13 protein-coding genes are annotated in these 22,704 nt (G+C 46.5%); 5 read left to right on the top strand and 8 right to left on the bottom strand.

Going from position 1 to position 22,704, the window contains the following annotated elements; translation table 11 throughout:
* Positions 1-25 precede the first annotated feature (25 nt).
* Both BMZ72_RS32340 and BMZ72_RS32335 read right to left on the bottom strand, forming a co-directional pair.
* Positions 26-3,256 carry a S41 family peptidase gene (locus BMZ72_RS32340; protein WP_089815016.1) on the bottom strand — a complete coding sequence of 1,077 codons (3,231 nt, stop codon included), beginning with the start codon at positions 3,254-3,256 and terminating at the stop codon, positions 26-28.
* Between the two features lie 98 nt (positions 3,257-3,354).
* A complete protein-coding gene (locus BMZ72_RS32335) occupies positions 3,355-4,800 on the bottom strand; it encodes an amino acid permease (RefSeq protein ID WP_089815014.1) in 1,446 nt (481 codons plus the stop codon).
* Between the two features lie 529 nt (positions 4,801-5,329).
* Here BMZ72_RS32335 and BMZ72_RS32330 point away from each other — a divergent pair.
* From BMZ72_RS32330 to BMZ72_RS32315, 4 genes are all read left to right on the top strand, one after another.
* The gene (locus BMZ72_RS32330) at positions 5,330-6,325 is read left to right on the top strand and encodes a hypothetical protein (protein ID WP_089815012.1); all 996 of its coding nucleotides are present in this window, start codon (positions 5,330-5,332) and stop codon (positions 6,323-6,325) included.
* Between the two features lie 41 nt (positions 6,326-6,366).
* The gene (locus BMZ72_RS32325; protein WP_089815011.1) at positions 6,367-6,756 is read left to right on the top strand and encodes a winged helix-turn-helix transcriptional regulator; all 390 of its coding nucleotides are present in this window, start codon (positions 6,367-6,369) and stop codon (positions 6,754-6,756) included.
* 4 nt (positions 6,757-6,760) lie between these two features.
* Entirely contained in the window at positions 6,761-7,555 is a 795-nt protein-coding gene (locus BMZ72_RS32320) for a helix-turn-helix domain-containing protein (protein ID WP_089815009.1), read from the top strand.
* 63 nt (positions 7,556-7,618) lie between these two features.
* A complete protein-coding gene (locus BMZ72_RS32315) occupies positions 7,619-9,439 on the top strand; it encodes a hypothetical protein (RefSeq protein ID WP_089815007.1) in 1,821 nt (606 codons plus the stop codon).
* A gap of 3 nt (positions 9,440-9,442) precedes the next feature.
* On the opposite strand, the gene BMZ72_RS32310 is transcribed toward BMZ72_RS32315, so the two are convergent.
* From BMZ72_RS32310 to BMZ72_RS32295, 5 genes are all read right to left on the bottom strand, one after another.
* Positions 9,443-11,221: an ABC transporter permease gene (locus BMZ72_RS32310; protein ID WP_218155314.1), complete on the bottom strand. Its 1,779-nt coding sequence runs from the start codon at positions 11,219-11,221 to the stop codon at positions 9,443-9,445.
* Entirely contained in the window at positions 11,134-11,841 is a 708-nt protein-coding gene (locus tag BMZ72_RS36875) for an ABC transporter permease (RefSeq protein WP_218155313.1), read from the bottom strand. Before BMZ72_RS36875 ends, BMZ72_RS32310 begins: the two co-directional genes overlap by 88 nt.
* 113 nt (positions 11,842-11,954) lie before the next feature.
* The gene (locus BMZ72_RS32305; RefSeq protein ID WP_089815005.1) at positions 11,955-13,700 is read right to left on the bottom strand and encodes an arylsulfatase; all 1,746 of its coding nucleotides are present in this window, start codon (positions 13,698-13,700) and stop codon (positions 11,955-11,957) included.
* 52 nt (positions 13,701-13,752) lie between these two features.
* Positions 13,753-14,445 (bottom strand): response regulator transcription factor, encoded by a 693-nt coding sequence (locus tag BMZ72_RS32300; protein WP_089815003.1) that lies wholly within the window; start codon positions 14,443-14,445, stop codon positions 13,753-13,755.
* Positions 14,442-15,878, bottom strand: a complete 1,437-nt coding sequence (locus tag BMZ72_RS32295; RefSeq protein ID WP_089815001.1) for a sensor histidine kinase — start codon at positions 15,876-15,878, stop codon at positions 14,442-14,444. The genes BMZ72_RS32300 and BMZ72_RS32295 overlap by 4 nt, the downstream gene beginning before the upstream one ends.
* Before the next feature lie 124 nt (positions 15,879-16,002).
* On the opposite strand from BMZ72_RS32295, the gene BMZ72_RS32290 reads away from it, so the two are divergent.
* Positions 16,003-18,177 (top strand): outer membrane beta-barrel family protein, encoded by a 2,175-nt coding sequence (locus BMZ72_RS32290; RefSeq protein ID WP_177222999.1) that lies wholly within the window; start codon positions 16,003-16,005, stop codon positions 18,175-18,177.
* Positions 18,178-18,277: 100 nt separating this feature from the next.
* On the opposite strand, the gene BMZ72_RS32285 is transcribed toward BMZ72_RS32290, so the two are convergent.
* Entirely contained in the window at positions 18,278-21,502 is a 3,225-nt protein-coding gene (locus BMZ72_RS32285) for a TonB-dependent receptor (RefSeq protein WP_089814997.1), read from the bottom strand.
* Positions 21,503-22,704 lie beyond the last annotated feature (1,202 nt).

The following is a 22,704-nucleotide window of genomic DNA, read 5'->3' as shown; positions in this document are numbered from 1 at the left end:
CCCTTATTCTTATTCCGGGATCAAGTTACTTAATTTCTTTCAGCATTTCGGTCACCGCTGCTTCCAGCTGATTATCCTTTCCACTGAAAGCATCTTCATAACGCAGTGGTACACGGATATCCGGTTCCAGCTGTGTATTCTCCAGCGGATGATCGCCTGTTTTGCCGAAGGTAGCTACCATCGGGATACCAAATACCAGCGACTGATCGATCTGTCTTTCCCACCATACAGCGGTACCTGTTCCTGCTACCGGCATACCGATCAGTTTACCCAGGTTGTCCTGTTTGTAGATGAAAGGGAAGATATGCGCGTCGCTGTAGTTGCCCTCTCCCATCAGTACACAGCTAGGTCTTGTCCAGCGGGTCTGTGGTTCGAAGGATTTTGTACGGTTACCCTGTGGTGCGAAGTTCAGATAGGTCTTACCATCCAGGAAGTTATACAGGTCATCATGCAGCCATCCGCCACCATTGAAACGGGTGTCTACGATCAGGGCTTTTTTCTCCCTGTTCTTACCCATTACCTCATCGTATACAGAGCGGAAGCTGGCGTCATTCATACCCTGTACGTGCACATAACCTACTTTACCACCACTGAGTTTATCTACCATCACCCGCATGGTATTTACCCAGCGTTTGTACATCAGGCTACCTTCTTCACCGTTGGAGATCGGTTTTACAGATTCATCCCAGCGTTTATTGGCAGCAGGGTCGTAGATGCTTACCAGTACGTTATTGCCTGTTTTACGGTTCAGGAATATGGCCCAGTCCTGTTTAGCGGAGATCTCATCTCCATCGATACGCTCGATGATATAGCCTTTTTTCAGTTTACTGAAAGCCTTGTCAAACGGTCCGCCGCTGATCACTTCATCTACTTTCAGTCCGTTACCTGTATAGGTCTCATCATATAATAATCCCAGTGCAGCCGTGTTATCGCCATCAGCACGTCCGCCATAATAACGGCCGCCTGTATGAGAAGCATTCAGTTCTCCCAGTAATTCACTCAGCAATTCCTGGTAATCATAGTTATTGCTGATGTAAGGCAGGAAGCGCTCGTAGTTCTTTGCATACATTTCCCAGTCGATCTTCTTCAGTGTGGCCGGATCATAGAACTTATCTACTACCTGTTTCCAGGCGTGTTCATAGATATAACGGCGCTCTGCTTCCTGATCGAGTACAAACTCGGTACTGATGGATACCGGCGTTATCTTACCTGAAGAAGCATCTACTTTTACCACGCTGCCACGGTTGCTGACAAATACGGTATTACCGTCCTTGCTCAGCGCGATGCTACCCGGACTGCCCCCCAGTTTAGCCAGTATTTTGGTTTCGCCGGTTCTTGGTTCAGTCGTCCAGAGGTCATATCCTTTTTCGAAGGCTGCCATGTAAAAGATCTTGCTGGCATCGCTGTTCAGCACATAATCACTGATAGAGGAACTGTTAACAGTAAATCTGACAATCCTGCTGTCCAGGTTATTGAAATCAGGATTAAAAGGCTTTTTAGACGCTGCACTGTCCTTTTTAGCAGCTACTGTATCCTTTTTCTTTGCGTTATCTTCTTTCTCTTTCAGGAGATTGAAATCGTCTTTGGAGAGCTTAAATCTGTCATACGCTTCCTGGTCAAAAAATACACCGAAGATGTCTACTTCCGTACTTCCCTGACGTGCCAGTCCGCGACGGCCGTCACGGTCACTCAGCCAGGTCATGATCTTACCATCTGACGCCCATTTGGTATTGCCTTCGCCAAAGCCACTCATTACGGGATAGATCGTCTGTCCTTTCCCATCCGCAGGAATGATCCCTGCATTGGTGACGTTGAAATAGCCCTGGTGGTCATCTGTTACGATCCATTTGCTATCCGGACTCCAGGCAAATTCCCAGTCACCATCAGAATAGGAGAAGTTACGGCCCGCTGGTAAGAGCGTACGGCTTTTCTTTGAAGCGATATTGTATACGCGGAGTACATTACGATCTTCCACATAGGCGATCTCCTTTCCATCCGGAGAGAATACCGGCTGGAATTCTTCCGCATCAGTAGCGATGAGCGGTTCTTCCTTCAGCAGGGTGGCGGCGAAGAAATAAGGCTCTTCTGCGCGTACGACAGTGGTCTGATATACATCCCAGTTACCATTCCTTTCGGCGGCATACACCAGTTTCTTCCCATCAGGCGACCAGGCCACAGAACGTTCCTGTTGCGGGGTATTGGTAATACGTTTGGTCATGTTGCCTTCCACGCTGGTCACAAAGACCTCTCCACGGGCTACGAATGCCATTTCCTTACCATCAGGGCGCATGGCGAACTGCGTCACATTACCGCTGACAGGAATTGGTTTGGTAACAGAAGAACGGCCATCATTGAAGATCTGTACGGCCAGTTTCTTTGGCTGCTGCCCTTCTCTGAGGGTATAGATCTCACCATTCCAGGTAAAGCAGAGCAGGTTATCTTCAGATCTGGACAGGTGACGTACCGGATGTTTTTCGAATTTCGTCAGCTGCTGCATCTTGTTTTTATCGGTAGCAGATGCTTTGAAGAGGTTCTGGGCGATCCCTCCTTTTTCACTCAGGTAATATATATCGTTGTCGCCGGCGAACAGTGGTTCGCGGTCTTCTCCTTCATAACCGGACACCTGTTTATAGGTTTTGGCAGCAATGTCAAACACCCAGATATCTCTTGTTACGGCAGAAGTATGGTGTTTACGCCATGGATCCTCATAGCCTTTTCTATCCTGGAAAATGATCTGTGTACCTTTGCTGTTATAGTGTGCATTTTCTGCACCTGCGGCACTTACCAGCAGGGAGCGGCCACCCGTAACAGGTACGGTGTACAGATTAGCAAATAGTCCGGAGCTGAAGCGCACACTCTCAGCCGGTGCATTACGGGAACTCCCGAAAAGCACCTGTTTATTGTCAGGTGAGAAATCGTAAGGATAATCTCCGGCACTGTTGTAGGTCAGACGAACCGGTGTGCCACCGGTAGCAGGCATTACGAATACATCGAAGTTACCATAGCGGTCACTGGCAAAAGCCAGGTATTTACCATCATGGCTCCATACAGGCATCATGTCCTGTGCTTCATGAATGGTGACTGGTACGGCAACACCACCATTTACATCTACACGGTAGATGTCTCCTTTGTAGCCGAAGGCGATGGTTTTACCATCAGGAGAGATAGCGGGATATCGTAGCCATTGTGCATTATCCTGCGCCTGGCTAAAGCCGGCAGTACAGCACATCGTCAAGGCAAGTAGTAGTTTTCTCATAAAAAGGCGGCTGTTAATTCGCCTCTCAATATAACAAATGCAATGACGTATTCCAGTGAGGAAATGATAAAAGGTGCGCTCCCCTGATGGTTCGCCTGTTAAGGTTGCTGGGCTTTGGCCACCACACTGTGTTTACGGCCATAACCAAAGTAAATGGCAAAACCGATCAGTAGCCATACGATGAGCCTGATCCAGGTATCCAGGGGCAGGGAGAACATCATCAGTAAACAGGTCAGAATCCCCAGAATAGGTACTACCGGCACCCATGGCGTTCTGAATGTCCTTGGCAGGTTCGGTTGTTCCTTACGCAGGATGATCACCGCCAGGCATACCATTACAAAGGCAAGCAAAGTACCGATACTGGTCATCTCCCCTACTACATGAATAGGTACCAGTCCTGCGAAAAGGCTGATGAACACGCAGAGTACGACATTGGATTTATAAGGTGTTGCAAAGCGTGGGTGCAATTTTGAGAATACCGGTGGCAGCAGACCGTCCTTACTCATGGAGTAGAATACGCGGGACTGTCCCAGCAGATCGACCAGTATCACGGAGGTATAACCGATCAGGATCGCCGCAATCACAGCGAGGAACAACCACTCATACGGGGTATGTGCGATCGCCACAGCAACAGGGGCGGCATTGTCTTTAAATTCGGTATAGTGCGCCAATCCTGTCATCACATAGCCAAACAGGATAAAAAGAATGGTACACACGATCAGGGAACCCAGGATACCTATTGGCATATTCTTCTTAGGATTTTTTGTTTCCTGCGCCATGGTGGCAACGATATCAAAGCCAATAAAGACAAAGAATACCACACCGGCGCCACGTAATATGCCACTCAGTCCGAAGTGCCCGAACTCGCCGGTATTTTGTGGAATGAAAGGTTTATAGTTTTCCGGATTGATATAATGCCATCCTAAAGCGATGAAGACCAACACAACACTGATCTTTAATGCTACCACGATCGCATTGAATAAAGCGGATCCTCTTGTGCCAAAGATGATAATAGAGGTGATGAATACGATGATCAGCACAGCAGGCAGGTTGATAAAACCATGTATCTGCGTACCATCCGCCAGTTTGACCAGTTCAAAAGGAGAAGTGACCAGTTGTGCGGGCAGGTGAATATTGAACTTACCCAGGAAGGTCACCAGGTATTTAGACCAGCTGATACCCACGGTAGCAGCACCTACGGAATATTCGAGTACCAGGTCCCAGCCAATGATCCAGGCAAAGAGTTCTCCCATCGTTGCATAGGCATACGTATAGGCGCTACCTGCTACAGGAACCATAGAGGCCAGTTCTGCGTAACAAAGTGCACTGAAAGCACAGCCTACGGCTGCCAGCAGGAAAGACAGGATAACGGCAGGTCCGGTGTTATTGGCGGCAGCGATACCTGTCAGCGAGAACAGACCCGCGCCGATGATCACCCCGATCCCTATGGCTATAAGATTAACGCCTCCAAGATTGCGTTTTAGTGTATTCGCCCCGCTTTGGGCTGCTTCCTGCTGAAGACTCTCAATTGACTTTTTTATCACAGGTAAAGTTGGTTTGGCTGCAAAGGTAACTGCTTCAGACTACCCTACAAAATTAATAGGCTTTAACATGACATTCCAAAGACGAAACTATTTTGGTTTTGTTAACGAATCATTAACCATATCAAGCGACCTCTTTTATATCTTACAGTCTTATATTTCATAGGTATAGGGATATCAGACAGCTGCTCTTTATAGGGCGGCTTATCTTTTTTTAAGCGGTTTCCATTTGCAGGACGCGTATATTCTATCTCCTAAAACCTTCTCCTGCATTGACTTACAACAGAACACGCATTCCCTTCATCAGCAACATCACTGTTACTGTCATTACAGCGATCATTTTCAAAAACAGTAAAGAATATGGAGCAGATTTTTAGCTGCTGCCGGCAAGTGCATGCATGACAATTATCTGATTAAACAAAGGACCGTAGAATATGCAGGTTTATACCGTATGTATATCGGGAGATATGAACGGCGGTATAACGGCTTTTAAGCCTTCCGCCGAACCTTCTTTTTCTTTAACTTTAAATACATGATACAAGAAGAAGGCCCTCTTACCAATGAAGACATCCGGCTCCTGAAAACAGCAGGAAGGATTACGGGTATACGCTGGCTGCTGCTCTTATTGTTCACCGCTATCACGCTTATTCTCGCATCATTACTGCTGATGGCCGTGTGCGGCAAACAGGCACGCATCTATATTCCCGTATCTGTTACCCTTTTTATCTCCATCGCTATCTGCTTTTTTATGTGGCGCAGCGCGCTTAAAATGAGAAAACGCTGCAGAAGCGGCCTGCTTAAAGGAAGGAAAAAAATGGTGCGTATGCGCATCAGGAATCTGATTGCCAGCCCCAAAGGTGATCTGCAGTATATCACCTACAACCACGAAGTTATTGAAGCCAAATCGGCCCTGCCGGACAGAAGCTTTTTCTTTGAACAAAGATCTACCTACCACCAGGCTATTATCAGCAATATTTCCGGTCTGACGAATTATGAAGTCATCCTGCACATCAGTATGGAAGGCAGCATCCTGCTGAAAGCAGAATACCCCCATACCTATTACCGGGAAACGACCGCCCGGATCACACCTGATGACCTCCAGCTGATGAAAGAAAAACAAGCCACACTTGTAAAACTCTTCATGACCGGCTGCACAGGTCTGGCAATGATACTATTGCTGGGAGGCATTGCTAAAGGCAATTACTCAAACCTCTACCTCGTCATAGCCGGTGTATACCTGGTATTCTTCTTCCTCGCTACTCCTGCTTATTATGTCTATAATAGCTATACGCAGTCCGAAAGTAAGGTGATCATCCGGGGCAAAGTCACCGAGATCATCTCTACCATACAGCCCAACCGGGGTACGGGAGACGTCTATTACCGCATCTGTGACAAACTCTACCTGGTCAGACCTATCGAGAACCTCGGTACCAAAGTACTGCCAGGAAATGAAGTAGAACTCCATTTCGTACGAAAAGCCAATGGCAGACGCGGCAGAATGCTCTATGATATCAAATGCCAGCGCTAACAAAAAGTTAGTACCTTTGTATCCTGCCAAATGTGAGAAAGATGCCAAAATTTTCTACTACACCTCCTGAAAGTGAAGCCGCCTGTAATGCCTCATTTCAGGCCCTGGGTGATGCCTTATATGTTATCGGAGGGAAATGGAAACTCCGGATCATCATTGCCCTTTCCGAAGGAATCAAAAGATTCAACGAAATACAACGTCGGGTGGATGGTATATCTGCCAGGGTGTTATCCAGCGAACTAAAGGATATGGAACTGAACGGCTTTATCAGCAGGACCGTGCACCCCGGCAATAGCAACCTGGTAGAATATGAGCTGACTGAATACAGCGGTACCTTACAGGACGTTGTCCGGTCACTTATTGACTGGGGTACCATGCACAGGACGAATATCAAAAACAGGATGAAACAGACAGCCGAAACAACATCATAAAAACATGCAGTTAAGCGACGGGAAATTTTATGGTAATACTGTTCGTCAGACGACACTCACGCATTTTTGTCTGACGCAAACCGTGTACAGTGCTGACGTAGCACTGCCCCGGCATCATCATGAAAATCCCTATTTCAGTCTGTTGCTGGAAGGTAATTACCTGGAGAAAACACACAGGGAAGAAACGATCATCGCAGGCGGCCACTCTATTTTCAGGCCCTTTGATCATGAACATGCCAATATATTTGACGGCACAACCGGCAAATGCTTCAACCTGGAGCTTAAAAACGATATCAGCAGCCAGTTTTCCCGGGAGATGAAGGAACAGCGGCCTATTATCCTGAAACAATCTTCGCTGGACCTTTTCCTCCTGTACTACCGTTTTATCAAAGGCCATCCGGCAGATACACTGGATATGCTGTCTTTTGAGATCATTACCGCACTGTTTGAAAAGGAACAACTCTCCCGTTTCGGACAAACACCCTGGATCAACACCATCACAGCACGTATCAATGATATGCCGGCAGAACAACACAGCGTGGACAGTCTTGCAGCCACGGTGAATGTACATCCTGTCTATATGCTGCGGAAGTTCAAGGAAAAGACGGGGCTGCGCCTTTCAGAATACATCACCCGTGTACGCCTGGAAAAAGCCACCAACAGCATTGTAGCTGGTAAGGGCAATCTGACCAATATCACCTATGACAGCGGCTTCTATGATCAGCCACATTTTACACGCCATTTCAGGCGCTATTTCGGCACTTCCCCCAGAGACTTTGGCAAGACCTTAAAAGGTTAATTACATACAAGTTTTCCCCTTCCGTCTTCCCTTACTTTGTATACAGGAAAACACCTGTATCACATGCAAAAACTATGGCTTTCGATTATATCGTTTATCATCAGTATACAAATATCCGGCGCTGCACCCATCCAGCTTTTATGGGACAAAGCCGAACAGGCATTCTTTAAATATGACCTGTCCGGGTCGGCGGCTGCCATCAGAGAGATCATCCATTCACCGCAAACAACGCAGGAAGAACGGGCAAAAGCATTCCGTACCCTGGCCGGAAGGGACTGGCAGTTTTACAATGATTACACATTGGCTAAAAAACATCTTGACAGCGCCCTCTCTGCCTTTGCTACACCCGATAACTACATCCTGCTCAGCGATCTTGAAGCAGGTGCTGCTCATTACAGCGCTTCGCTGATCGCCGCTGAAAAAGCACTCTCCTCCGCCAGATCTCCAGCTGAATGGCAGTCCGCCGCCCTTTGTTATGCCCGCACGGCTTTCCTGCAAAACAACACACACAGCAAGCCGAATACCGCTGTTTTATCCAAAGCAGCTACGCTCCTGCAAACGGTTCTCGAACAGATGCCCGGACACCCGCAGGCAGCTAAACAAATGATCGGCATCGGTATCCTGCAAAAAGACGGTGCACTGATCCTATCAGGATGGAATGCCTATTTCCATTTCTCCAGTTCTCAAAGTATATGGCCCTATCAAAAGACCAATGCAGATACCTTAAACGCGCTCTTACCACATTGGACAGGACGTAATACCACAGAGAATGAAAAGATTGCCCGTGCGCTGGCCAGTTCACGTTTCTATGAATATGCTGCATTAGTAGCAACGCCTGACCAGCAGGAGATCTTACACTATGCCGCTTTTCTGCGTCAGACGGATAAGCTGATCACACATTACTATCAGCAGCTGGCATTAAAGAAAGCGAATGACAGCCTGTTTGAACACCAATTACTGCAATCCTGCGGACAGCTCCTCCGGCAGCTGCACCTCCCTGCTGGTACTGCGCCTTTAACGTATGATACCTTCCTGGAAATCATGACGCCCCGATTTGGCACCAGCGGTTTTCTTGGTGTCAGTTCAGGCTTTTCCTCCAAAGAAATATGCCTTGGACACATCGTCAATATCACCCATAAAGAAGTACTGCAATACGGGTATAAAGGCGCCCTGACTTTTATCGAAGTAGACCTCATGACTTCCAACGGTTTTACCGGATGGTTTACAGATGGTAAAAGCAGGAACGGTGGATGGTCTGTCAATGACACCATTTACCAGGTAAGAGAAGCTTATATAGAGGAGCCGATGAACGTATGGACCATGGTCACCGACAGCAGTGTACGCAAAGAAAGACTCGCCCCTTTTGCGCACATCATGAGCAGTAATGATACCGCTACTATCCTTAACGGTATCGGTATGCGTATGCGCATGGATGCACTGGATACGCTTTATGGGGTAATGAAGAGACAGGGATTACAGGGCAGGAAACTACAGGTGGCTTTTATGACTGCCTTCGAAACAAAACAGCAGAATGCCTCCATATTTGCACATGAAGGCAGACACAGTATCGATCAGATCTATTTTAAAAAGCAATTTGAGGATGCCCCGCCCAAAGAAAGAGAATACAGGGCGAAACTATCAGAGATCGCCTGTGCTGACTTTCCGGTATTCCTGCTGGGTAAGATTATCAGCAGGACAGGTCCGGGAGGTCATGGACAGGCCAATCAGATGATCCTCAATGATGTACTTCACTGGATGAACACACATCCATCTGATATCGATGGATATGATCCACAGATACCTGCCATTAAACAGATCTACTTGTTATCTGAAGCACAGATCAGGATCTGTTTCAGGGACATAGACCCGCTTTATAAGGGATAACTGTTATTCTCCTTTCAGACTTTTTACAGGATCAGCTACCGCTGCCTTTATTGCGTAGAAACTCACGGTCATCAGTGCGACACCTACTACCAGGAATGCGGCGGTGGCGAATATCCACCAGCTGACCGTAATACGGTACGGATAAGCCTCCAGCCATTTATTACTTACTATCCAGGCCAGTGGCATGGCCAGCACGAAAGATATTATCACCAGTTTCAGGAAGTCTGTTGACAGTATAGTCACTACCGCAGCCACAGAAGCCCCCAGCACTTTACGGATACCAATCTCTTTGGTTCTTTTTTCTGCGGATAGAACGGACAAGCCGAATAAGCCTATACATGAAATGAAGATCGTCAGGATAGCACTGAACAGGATGATCTGTTTCCATTTGGCCTCCGATTCATACCGTTTCATGTTTTCGTCATTCATGAAGGTATACTCATAAGGACTCAGCGGGAAGTATTTCTTATAAGTAGTTGCAATATGTGCCAGCGCGGCGGTTTCCTTACCTGGCTTTATTTTGACATAAGTTGCGCCATATTGATTACTGTTCTTCATCGTGAAGAGCTGTTCCCTGATTTGCTGTTTCAGGTCTATATAATGATAATCTTTCACGACGCCTACGACTATATACTTTTCGTCTTTGTTATACCAGAAGTTTACCTCTTGTCCGATAGGGTCTTTCCAGCCAGCTGTCTTTACAAAGGCTTCATTTACCAGCACGGCGTGCGTAGAATCCGAAGGAAATGCTTTAGAGAAATTCCGACCCTTCACAACTGGTATTTTCAGTAAGGGCAGATATTTTTCATCGACCGTCTCGTAACTGAAATTAACCGTCTGATCACCTTTCACCTTCGCCGATGTCATCCAGTCCCCCGAATTCTTAAATGCTACATCCGCAACAGCGCTGCTCTTCATCAACTCATCCCTGAATGCGTCTGCACGCAGATAAGGGATACGGTTATGTCTGAGTATCACCAGGTCTTTGTCATCGTAACCGAGCTGACGGGTGGTCAGATACCGGAACTGCCAGTAGATCGTAATGGTACCAATGATCAGGAAAGACGCCAGTGTAAACTGTAATATTACCAGTCCTTTCTGCAGATAGTTCTTACCTGATAAAGTGAATCTGTTGTAGAGTACTTTCACCGGGTTAAAACCGGACAGTACCAATGAGGGATAGAAGCCTGCCAGGAAACCGGTCATAAAGAAAAGCAGCAGATAACCGCCTACCAGTTTCAAATCGAACAGATAACTTATCGCGAGGGACTTATTGGATAATTCATTGAATACCGGCAGCGAAAGCTGTACCAGTATCAGGGCCAGGAGAAATGCTGCGATACTGAGAATAAAGGATTCTCCCATGAACTGCATGATGAGCTGCATTCTGTCACCACCTACTACTTTACGGATCCCTATTTCCTTTGCACGTTTCACAGAGCGTGCGATGGTCAGGTTAATGAAGTTAATACAGGCGATCAGCAGAATGAATGCCGCTATACCGGACAGAATGTAAGAGAAAATGGGATCACTGGCGTCTGTCAGTCCGTTATCCGCTCTGTACGTTTTACTTAGATGCAGCTCGTTCATCGGCTGTAACTGGTAGACCGTTTTGCCGAGCGGACCAAATTGTTTTTGCTGGCGTTCAAAAACAGCTGCCGACTGGGCTGTGTAGACCTGTTGCATGTTAGTCTCTACCTGACTTCTGTTAGCGGCCGGGTCCAGTACAACAAAAGTATTAAGGAAGAAATTGAACCAGTTTTCATCATTGCCCTCATCCACTGCGGATGCCGGATGGGGACCAATATCTTGAATTTCAGTGAGGAGTTCTGTGGTATTCTTTTAGCGACGCCTGTTACCGTGTAGGGTTTAAACTGATCGTCCCCCCGTTTCATTAGCAGCACCTTTCCCAGTGCGTCCTTTGTGCCGAATTGCTCCTTCGCTACATCTTCTGTGATCACAACAGCATCCGGCGCCAGTAAAGCTGTTTTTGGATTGCCGCTCAGCAGGGGAAAAGAGAAGATAGAAAAAAAGCCGGAGTCAGCCAGGTGTACCTGCCAGGCCTTAATATTCTCTCCGTTCTTCACATCACGCATATCCTGCTCTATCCTTGTAAAGGCTTTGATACCTGGTACATCTGCTGCAAAACGCGGTCCCTGGAGGTAACCCGAGTAGCCCATGGCCCCGTCCCTTTTTCCTTCCACATTATACTGCACGGTACTGATCCGGTAGATATTATTCAGGTTGTCATGAAAGCGGTCATAGCTGACCTCATCTTTCACATACAAAATGATCAACATACCACAGGCGAGTCCCATACTCAGTCCGAGGATGTTAATACCGGAATAGATCTTATTCCTTAACAGGTTCCTGAATGCAGTCTTAAAGTAGTTTTTGAACATAACGGATAGCTTACTGCGGCGATCGGTGCAAAAATAATGTCAGTTTAAGCAACAAATGATTATCAATTCATTACACTAATCAGCCGCAATAAAGGTGTCCGCTTTTGATACAGTTACTGTCCGCTTTCAGGTGTTCCCTGCAATGGTGTCCATGGAGCAGGTAATACCTTGGCGCGTTTGGCATAATCATCCCAGATCGCACTCATTTCCCTTACTCTATCAGGATGTTGGGCTGATACATCGTGTAATTCGCTTCTATCGGATTTGATGTTATAAAGTTCCCATTTACCCAGCGTATAGTTCTTCCATTCACCATAGCCATCCTTTTCACTGAGCAATTCACCTTTGGCCACCAGTTTCCAGTCACCCAGGCGTACGGCCCTGTTCATCTCATGCTCCCAGCAGAGGGCTTTTCCCCTGTCCAGTGCTTTTCCGGTGAACAAAGGCACCAGACTGGTCCCTTCCATCGGAATGATCTCGTTGTTATGCCAGTTAGCCGGATAGGAAGCACCTGCCAATTCGGCTACGGTAGGCATGATATCAATAAAATGACCTACAAAATTGCTGCTGTTATGCTGGCGGATACCGGCAGGATAATGAATGATCAGCGGGGTAGAGATACCGCCTTCATGTACCCAGTGTTTATACTCACGGAAAGGGGTGTTGGAGACATTCGCCCATACCTTTCCATAAGAAACATAGGTCGTTTCCGGACCACCGATGATACCTTCTCCTTTCATGATCAGTTTACCGTCTTTGGTCATTTTAGGGATCACATCATACTCTATCTCACCTTTTGCCCTTGGTTTTATCTTTTCAGGGTTTGCTGCCACCGGACCGGTTTTCCCTTTGGTACCGATTTCCTCTGCACAACCACCATTATCCTGCATAAACATCACAACGGTGTTTTCATCCAATCCCTGCTTTTTCAGCTGTGCCATGATCTCCCCTATTCCCTGGTCCATCTCATCTACCATAGCGGCATATACTTCCATCCTTCCCGCCTGTACGGCTTTGTTCTTTTCGTCTTTCCACCCGGGTGCATCGGAAGGAGATAATTCTGCGTTAGCGGGCAGTAAGCCCAGTTTCTTCATTTTCTCAAAACGCTGTTTGCGGATCGCCTCCCAGCCTTTGTCGTACATGCCCTTATATTTCTTAATATCAGCCGGTTTTGCCTGTAAAGGCCAGTGTGCAGCGGTATAAGCCAGGTACATAAAGAATGGCTTAGATGGATCGCTTTCTTTGATAAAACGGATGGCTTCATGCGTTACCGCATCTGTATAGAAATAGTTAGCTGGCTGATAGGCGGTATCTGTTGCTGGCGTAATCAGCTGATTACCCCGGCACAAAGTAGCAGGATCATAATAGCTGCCTGCTCCCTGTATTGTGCCATAAAATCTGTCAAAACCACGTTGTAAAGGCCAGTTGTCCAGCGGACCATCCTGGCGGATGCCCTGGCTCACATGCCATTTACCCACCATCAAGGTCGTATAACCCGCCGGTTTTACCACTTCCGCCATCGTTACAGCGTGTTTACTCAGTCCACCCTGGTAACCTTCCAATCCGGCATCTTTGTCTCTCATCCAGCCCATTCCCGCCTGATGCGGATATAAGCCGGTGAGCAGTGAAGCCCTGGACGGACAGCAACGGGCCGTATTATAAAACTGCGTAAAACGCAGACCGTTCTTATACAACTTATCAAGATTGGGTGTATGGATCTCGCTGCCGTAACAACCCAGATCTGAATACCCCATATCGTCGCTTAATATAACAATGATGTTCGGCCGTTTAGCCGGTTGCTGTGCAGACACTTCGAACCATACACTAAGGCAGGTTAACAGGAAGAATACCTTTTTCATACGATAGAATTTATCACCAGGAGGCCAAATTAAGCAAACACTTTGTCAAATACTAGCATATCAGTTTGTAGCCCACACTTCTGATACTAAGGATCTGAATACCTGGTTCATCTTTCAGCAGTTTACGTATATGCGTCATGAATACATCCATGCTACGCGTATTATAATAACTATCGTCGTTCCAGATCTTTAACAGGGCTTCCTGTCTTTCCAGTATATCATTTTTACGACGGATGAGCATTTCCAGCAATGCCGATTCCTTAAAGGATAACGTATGCTTACCGCTGGAGGTTACTAAGGTCTGCTGTACCGTGTCAAGGGTACAGGTACCGAAATGATACAGTGTTTCCTTCTCTTCCGTCTTCTGTTGGGGCGCACCGGAAAAACGGTATAGTAAAGCCTCTATACGCACCAGTAATTCCTCCATACTGAAAGGCTTCTTCAGATAGTCATTCCCGCCCGTCTTAAACCCTTTAACCACATCTTCTGTCAGCGACTTGGCACTCAGGAAGATGATAGGCACCTGGTGGTCCAGTAGCCTGATCTCTTCCGCAATAGTGTAGCCATCCTTGGAAGGCAGCATGATATCCAGCACACAGATATCGGGCTGAATAGTTTCAAATGCGGACAATGCCTTCTTTCCGTCAGCGATCAGGTGAACGTCATAACCACTTGCCTTTAAGCCATCACTGACAATACGTGACAGAAAAGGCTCGTCTTCTACATATAATATCTTATAACTCATGTTGCTGCTGGTAAACTGATCATAAAATCGCTTCCTTTTCCTGGTTCACTTTTCACGGTGATGGTGCCATTCAGCCGGGTGATGATACTTTTGACGTAGTTCAATCCCAGGCCGGACCCTTTCACATCGTGTATATCTCCTTTCACAGGCACACGGAAGAAGCGGTCGAATATTTTATCGTGATAGATCTTGTCAATGCCTGGTCCGTTATCCTTAAAATGCACCACTACCCTGTCGTGTACCACCGCACAGCTGATCTCCAGCTGAAGCGGCGCTACTGCGTACTTGATCGCATTTTCGATCAGGTTATAGCAGACATTCGTCAGGTGTACCGGATCGCCATATACAAAACAGGGCTCCGGAGACAAGTCCAGTTTACATACCGCACCTGCATTCGCCAGTTGTAATTCCATCGAACGAACAACATCCTGTAAGCCGGTCTGCACGTCATACAGCACCATATTCAACGGATAATCAACATTCTGTTCCCTGCTAAGGTTCAATACCTTCTCGATCATCAGGTTCAGGCGTTGCAGTTCCTGCCGGCCGATAGACAGGTATTCTTCCAGCTTCTGCGGTTGTTGCACCAGGTCATAACGGGTGATAGACTCCAATGCCAGGGCGACCGTCGCAATAGGCGTTTTCAGTTCGTGCGTCATATTACTGGTAAATGCGACCCTGGCCTTTGCATACAGGCGCTGATTGCGCATCAGTCTTATGATAAAGTAAAAGGCCGCACAGGTCAGTACGATCATCAGCAGGGAGGAAAGCAAATAATAACGCATTTCATACCATACATATCCGGTAATGGAGTCTACCTGTATCTGACAACGTCGCCTGTATTCAAGATTATAGGAATACTTTTCACTGATGTAACCGGGACTGTCGGGGTCCCGTACTACTTCACTTCTATCCCCTAAGTCGACAAATATCATATGAAACTTACTATTCAGACCAATCTGTTGCAATCGCACCCTGACGGTGCTATCCATCATACGTAATATCATTGAATCAAGACCGGGTATCTCCGGCGAAGAATAATACCTTCCGGACTTACGCCTTTTGCTGGCTTCACTGCCCGGGCGAAAGAAAACAAATTTAAAGACGATATAGGAGGAATCCTTGCTATCATCTGACATATCGAAGGCTTTATACATGCTGGGAGCACCGAGTCCGTCGAAACCCTGCCGCAATTGTATCCACTCAGGTGACAATAAAAAGCGGCGGTAAATCGTGTCCTTTAAACCGAGATACTTCGCACTTTCGTAGGAAACCTCCTTCGCCGAAGTACTAACGATCTGCTCTATCTGCTCACGGATATGCGCCCGCTGTTCGGTAAACAACTGTCTTAGCCAGGCAATTTGCAGCACTATGCTGACAAGTACCGAGATGACCACAAGTGGATAAGCGTATTTTGCAGAAAGCCATTTCATATCCCGAAAATAGCCTTTTTATTATGTGCTTATGCAGATCAGGAGCGGATTTAACTTTATTTAACCGAGCTTAACTTTCGTTTACAGCCCTTCGGAATACGTTTGCATCACAAAATCACCAATGATGAAAACGATTCTATACATACTTATACTAACCGGCTTTACCATTTCAGCAGTGGCACAGCAAACCCGCCCGGATACCATGAAAGTACAGCAGCTGAAAGATATTGTAGTGACCAGCCGTCCGCCACAGGTGGAACGCAGGAACGATAAAGTGATCTTCAACGTACAAAACAGTATTCTCGCCAGCGGCAGCACTGTCTGGGACGCGTTACGTAAAGCACCTGGTATACAGACCAATGAGAGTGGCCAGGTAACACAGGGCACAAAGAGTATGACCGTATATATTGACGGGAAACAGGTACAGATGACCGGAGAAGATCTGACCGCCTACCTTAGCGGATTACCTGCTGATAACGTCTCCAAAATTGAGATCATGCGCACTCCTTCCGCCAAATACGATATACAGGGTGGTGGTATTGTGAATATCATCACCAAAAAGTCGAAAGCGCAGGGTTTCAACGGGACTATCAATGGCGCCTACACACAGGCTACATTCGGTAGTCAGACCGCCGGTGGCACCTTCAATTACAAACAAAACAAACTAAACATCTATGGTAACTATGGCTTTACCAATAAAAGCATCAGACGCCTGATGAATACCTATACCATATACGAAACACCTGATTCCTATTCTGACTGGCGGGGGCGACGTGCGATCGATCCGGTGAATAAAAGCCACAGTTACCAGTTAGGACTCGACTATGATATCAATCCAAAACAGGTGTTTGGTTTCCGGGTGACCGGATTTAATTCCGATCGTAACACCGACTCCAGGACCATCAGCAATGTATTCAATGATCATGTATCGGCAGCTGATTCTACCCTTAACACCAATGGCCGTTCAAATTCCGCCAGCAATAACTACAGCTTCAATCTGAACTACAAAATAAAACTGGACAGTGCGGGCAAAAGCCTTAACATCGATGTAGACTATGTGCCTTACACCAACAATAACCGGCAGTATGTCAACGCACTGACATATATACAGGACAAGAACGTCAATGATAACTTCAACATATTCACGCCATCCACACAACGTATTAATATCTGGTCAGGAAAAGCTGATCTGACCTATAAAATTGCCGGAAAATGGGATATGGAGTCAGGGATCAAATACACCAGTATTAACTCAGACAACCTCTTCCTGTACAACAATGTGCTTGAAGGTGGCTTATCCCCGGACGACAGTAAAAGTAATAACTTCAAATACACGGAGAATACAGCTGCGGCTTACACCAGTATCAGCGGTAGCCTTGGTAAATGGGACCTGCAGGCAGGATTAAGAGGTGAACAGACCCGTACTACCGGTAATTCCATTACACAACAAGTCATCAACAAAAGAAATTACCTACGCTTATTTCCGACCTTGTTCATTACCTACAAAGCATCAGACGATCATGTGTTCAGTTTCAACTATAACAGTCGTATGGAACGTCCAGCCTATATGCAGCTGAACCCGGCCCGTTCGTACAGTAGTCCCTATAGCTTCCAACAGGGTAATCCCGCTCTGCGGCCTGCTATCTTTACAAGCGGTGAACTCAGCTATACCTTTAAACAAAACTACACACTGACTGCGTCCTATTCAAAACTGAAAGATCTGGTCAGTAATGTAACGGTACAGGATAATGCGAGCAAAACATTTTACGATACGCAGCAGAACCTGGATAATATCGAAGACTTTACCCTGGGTTTCATGACAAACCTCCGGCCTACAGACTGGTGGGATATGAATGTGACGGTTGAAGGCGCTTACCGCAGACAGCACTCCCTGTATACAGATGGTTATTTTGCTTCTGATAATTATATTGTTTCTCTGAATACCACCCAGTCCTTTGTTCTCAGCAAAAAACAAGGCATAAAAGCAGAACTCTCCGGCAGATATGAATCCCCTGTTTATCAGGGTGTATATCATGTGGACAGGACCTCTGATATCAGCCTGGGATTCAGTAAATCTATATTAAAGCAACAGGGTACCGTCAAACTTGCTTTTGCAGATATCTTTTATAAGAATCCTTACAAGCTGGATATTGCCTATCTGCAACAACGCAATGGTATGATACAGAAGAATGATACCAGGAATATATCGGTATCCTTCTCTTATAAGTTTGGGAAAAACACCTTCTCTTCGCGTAAAAGGCAGACGGCAAGTGAGGAAGAAAGAAGAAGAGCCAACTAAAACAATTAAGAATTAAAAATTAAGGATTAAGAATTGGAGGCAATTGTCTTCAATTCTTAATCCTTAATTCTTAATTCCTTATCAATTCAGGTAACTATAGTTAGAAGATATAACGCGCACCTACCTGTAACTGCCATCTTGAAATCAGGTCAGGGTTGGTAATGAACGTATGTCTTTGCGAAGGATCGAACTGATAGATCGCTTTACCATTCGTTTCTCTTCCTGCAAATCCCAGCGGCTGATAGTAACCACTGTTACTTGCGTATTTACGAAGGCCCCATTTGCTACTGATCAGATTACCCAGGTTCACGACGTCAAGACTGATCTGTATGGTGCTGGTCTTTTCTTTTCCTTTGAAGTTGAAGTCCTGTAACACGCGCATATCGATCTGACTGAACCAAGGCGTTTCACCTGCATATTTACCGGTATACTGACCACGATGACTGCTCAGGTATTTATCCTGACCAATGAACGCTTCCAGTGCTGCACCCTGTGCGGCGGCGTTCTGTGTATTACCGTCTGCATCTGTCAGTGTCGCAAAGCTCATATTTCTGATTTCTGCGGCAGTAGGTACATACATCAGGTCATTCGCAGCAGAACCATCGTTGTTCAGGTCACCACCGTATACATAAGAGAAGCGGTTACCGCTGGTCCAGTTGGCAAAGAAGGAAACAGTTGTTGCGTATTTACCTTTACCATATTCAAACTTCCTGATACCTGCCAGGGTGAAACGGTGTTTGTTACCATACAGAGAAGTTGATTCCACGGCCCTGTTCGCATTACCCAATACCGGATTACGGTCGAAGGCATCACCGGAAATCTCCGCTGAAATAGAACTGGCATCTTTTGCAATCAGGAAGTTATAGCCGAACATGAAGAAGTATCCTTTACCAAAGGTCTGTTGCGCCTGGAAAGTTGCATTATAAGAGTACCCTGCTTTGACATTGGTGAATACATATGTACCGGTATTACCCTTATCAGCTGTCTGATAGACTTCGCGGTCGTCGCCGGTACCTGAGTTCAGGGTGCCGGTTGGCGTACCCAGACCATAGTCACGCACTATCATAGAATTGATATCTTTTGAATAGGCGAAATCTGCGGTCAGTACTGTCCCTACAGGCAGTTTATAATCCAGACCGATATTGGAGCGCCAGATCTGCGGCCATTTGAAGTTATGCGCTGTTACGTTGTAATAACCGGTGAAAGGGTTACCGATGGCATTACCTACCCATACAAACGGGAAGCGGCCTGTAAACAGACCTGTACCACCTCGCAGTTGTACTGTCTTATCCCCTTTGATATCCCAGTTGAAACCTAAACGCGGAGACACCAGGATCTTACCGCTTGGCGTACTGGTATTGTCGATCGTCTGTCCGGGGCCATTCTTCACCGGATTACCGTTTTCATCAAACAGGGTCAGGTTATCTGTATTCGGAACGGTTGGAGAACCGGTTACAAAACTACCTGCGAAGGTGCCATCCTGGTTTACGTTGGGACTGTTATAACTTGCTTTGGATGGGAAATAAAGCGCCTTATCAAAACGTACGCCGTAAGTCAGTTTGAAGTTACCTGCTGCACTGAATTCATCCTGCAAATAAGCAGATGCCTGTCCTACAGTCAGATAGTACCAGGTCCACTGGTCAGCCGCCACACGGTTCTTTGCATAAGTGACATTGGCATCGTATTGTCCCGTCTGCACATTGTTCAGGAAAGTCCCGATATCTACACCGGAGAACACGGTAAAACCAAACCCTGTCAGGTTGAAAGAGTTACCAAACTTGAACTGCTCATAGGATGCGCCTATGGTCAGTGTATGTTTCGGCAGGATGATGTTGAAGTTGTCTGTCAGCTGTAATGCATCCTGGTTCAGACGGTTATTGATAGAGAACGGTTCATATCCTGCTACGATGTATGGCACATTGTATTTTGTGATGTTCAGCACCGGGAATGGTGAGGAGAACGGATCACGTTTATCCCTGAAGCTGGTGAATACTGCCCTGAATTTATTGGAGTAGGTATCGTTGAAGTTAGACTTCAATTCCAGTCCGAAGGAATGCAGTTTGTTGATCATCTTGTAACCGGAGTTACGGAATTGCAGGGTAATGGCATCCGGTCCGCGGCGATTGATCGCGTTCGGGTGTGCACCTTTTTCCTGCGATGCATCCAGTCCGTTATATGTAAATGACAGCGTATGTTTACTGTTGATCACCCAATCCAGTTTCGCCAGCCATTTATAGTTCTTACGTTTATATTCATAATCCTGGTAAGGACCTGTCACATATCCAAAGCGACTGCTCAGCGCATTACTGACTGCTACCAGGTCAGATTCCAGTACGCGGGAGGTGGTTACATCTCCGGCGTTGCTGTTATTCCTCGCTACATATGCACTGGCCCCATCCGTACGTTGCTCTGTCTCGAAGTTCACGAAATAGAACAGCTTATCTTTTTTGACCGCACCACCCAGTGAGAAGCCTCCCTGGAAGTGATCGAGTGTAGGTACCTTGAGTTTTTGTCCGTCGATCTTATCACCGGAAATCGCATCATTTCTGTAAAATGCGTACACTGTTCCGGCGAACTTATTACTACCGCTTTTCGTTACTGTGTTCACACCGGCGCCGGTGAATCCGGACTGTGTCACATCATACGGCGCAATATTGATCTGGATCTGATCGATCGCATCCAGCGAGATGGGTTGCGCGTTTGTTTGTCCGCCGGGAGCCGGCGCATCCAGTCCGAACGGGTTATTAAACACCGCTCCATCCAGCGAAAAGTTATTATACTGTCCATTCCTTCCTGCAAAGGATATCCCGTTATACGTCGGTGATGCGGAAGGTGTGATACGCAGATAGTCATCTGCCGAACGCGAAATCGTTGGCAGTTGCCGGATCTGTTGCGCACTGATGTTCGTAGAAGCACCGGTACGCTGGTCGTTGAAGATAGTGGAGCGTCCGCTGATCACTACTTCGTTCAGTTTACCCGTCGATTCGGAGAGACGGAGATCGAGTGCGGTGTTTTGTCCGAGTGTGAGGAATACACCCGTAGCAGTTTCTGTGGCGAAGCCGGTATATGAGGCTGTAACGGTATATGGTCCACCTACACGAAGATTGGGGACTACGAAGCTACCGTCTGATTTCGTGACGAGGCCTTTGTTAATGCCTGCGTCGGCGAAGGTCACCCTGATAGTCGCACCGGGTAATGGCTGGCCTGCTTCGTTTTTGACGATACCGCTGAGAGTTGCGGTCGTCACCTGGGCTTGCGCCCGCAGTAGCAGAAAACAGGCAATGAATAAGCTTCCTAATAGCTTAGTTAGATTTGGTTGATGCATCTTTTATAAATTGGGTGGATAAAACGCTGTTACAAATAAAACCGTAAACGCCCTCCCTACAAGCCCAAACAACCTATACAAGTTACTTCAAATTTTGCGTATTGGGGTCAGTAGAATTACTGAAATTTCAGTTTTGGGGAGGTGGTTTAGACATATAGTGAAAATCATCAGGTGTGTGCTACTGGATTGAGTAGTGCGATTTTACATCAGGCATGGGGTGTTTGAGTGTTAAATGCATCAGATTTTTGGGTGGGCGATAAAATTTCTTCTTCCAAAGGTATGGAGCCGGGGCTGACGACGGTGGTCCAGTGTGGGAGCCCTGGCTGACGCGCGCCGAAGCTACTTGCTATGGGGCGGTGGGGTGGAGATTGAGGCAGTGGGGGTGGATTAAACCCCTGGGGGCATGGGCTGGGCGTTGCTTCGGAGCGCTAAGGCCAGGTCTCTCCACCTGGAACCACCTATGATTATGCACTGATTATTGTGTCCACTCATTCACTTTATTTTATCTTTGTTATCGCTCCTTTCCACTTCTCGTTTTTCGATTTCTCATTAGCTTTTTACCCATATCCATCCTCCGACTGGGTATATTCTAAGTCGCTATTTCCTGATGCGGTATTCTATCTTTTCTCCTTTCTATCAGTATTTCCTTATTTGCTATTTACCCATATCCGCCTTCTTACCAGCCATATTCTAAGTCTCCATTTCCTTATGCAGCAATCTATCCTTTCTCCTTTCTATTAGTATTCCCTTATTTGCTCTCCCCTCACATCCTCACTTGACTATTCATACATCAAGTCTTTATTTCCCTGCACTGTATTCCCTCCTTTCCGATTTACAAACTACTCTCGCTTTTGTATCTTCTGATAGCTTTATGTTAAAATTGTATCAGTCATTTTGAGCCGATTGTTTTACAGATGCCGGTTTGATAATACTTATCCTACGTTAATCTTACGTTGCTGAACGTAGGATTAACGTAGGATAAGTATTATCAAATAAATACCTGTATGATCCTGAAATAGGTTTACACCTTAAAAAGTGTAAAACATGCAAAATTCAAACAATGAGGGACGTAAAGGGCGTCTAGGAATGCAATTTCAATATGAGCAGTCATTCATGAATAAAGTCGTAGCCGAATATATGGCTGGGGACCAAAGCATGAGCCAGGTGGCTGCTCGTTATAAGATTACAAAATCACAAGTAGC

The organism is Chitinophaga sp. YR627, from assembly GCF_900114995.1.
GTDB lineage: Bacteria > Bacteroidota > Bacteroidia > Chitinophagales > Chitinophagaceae > Chitinophaga.
The sequence above is the reverse complement of the archived record's forward strand: the minus strand, read 5'-3'. Positions and strand labels throughout refer to the sequence as shown.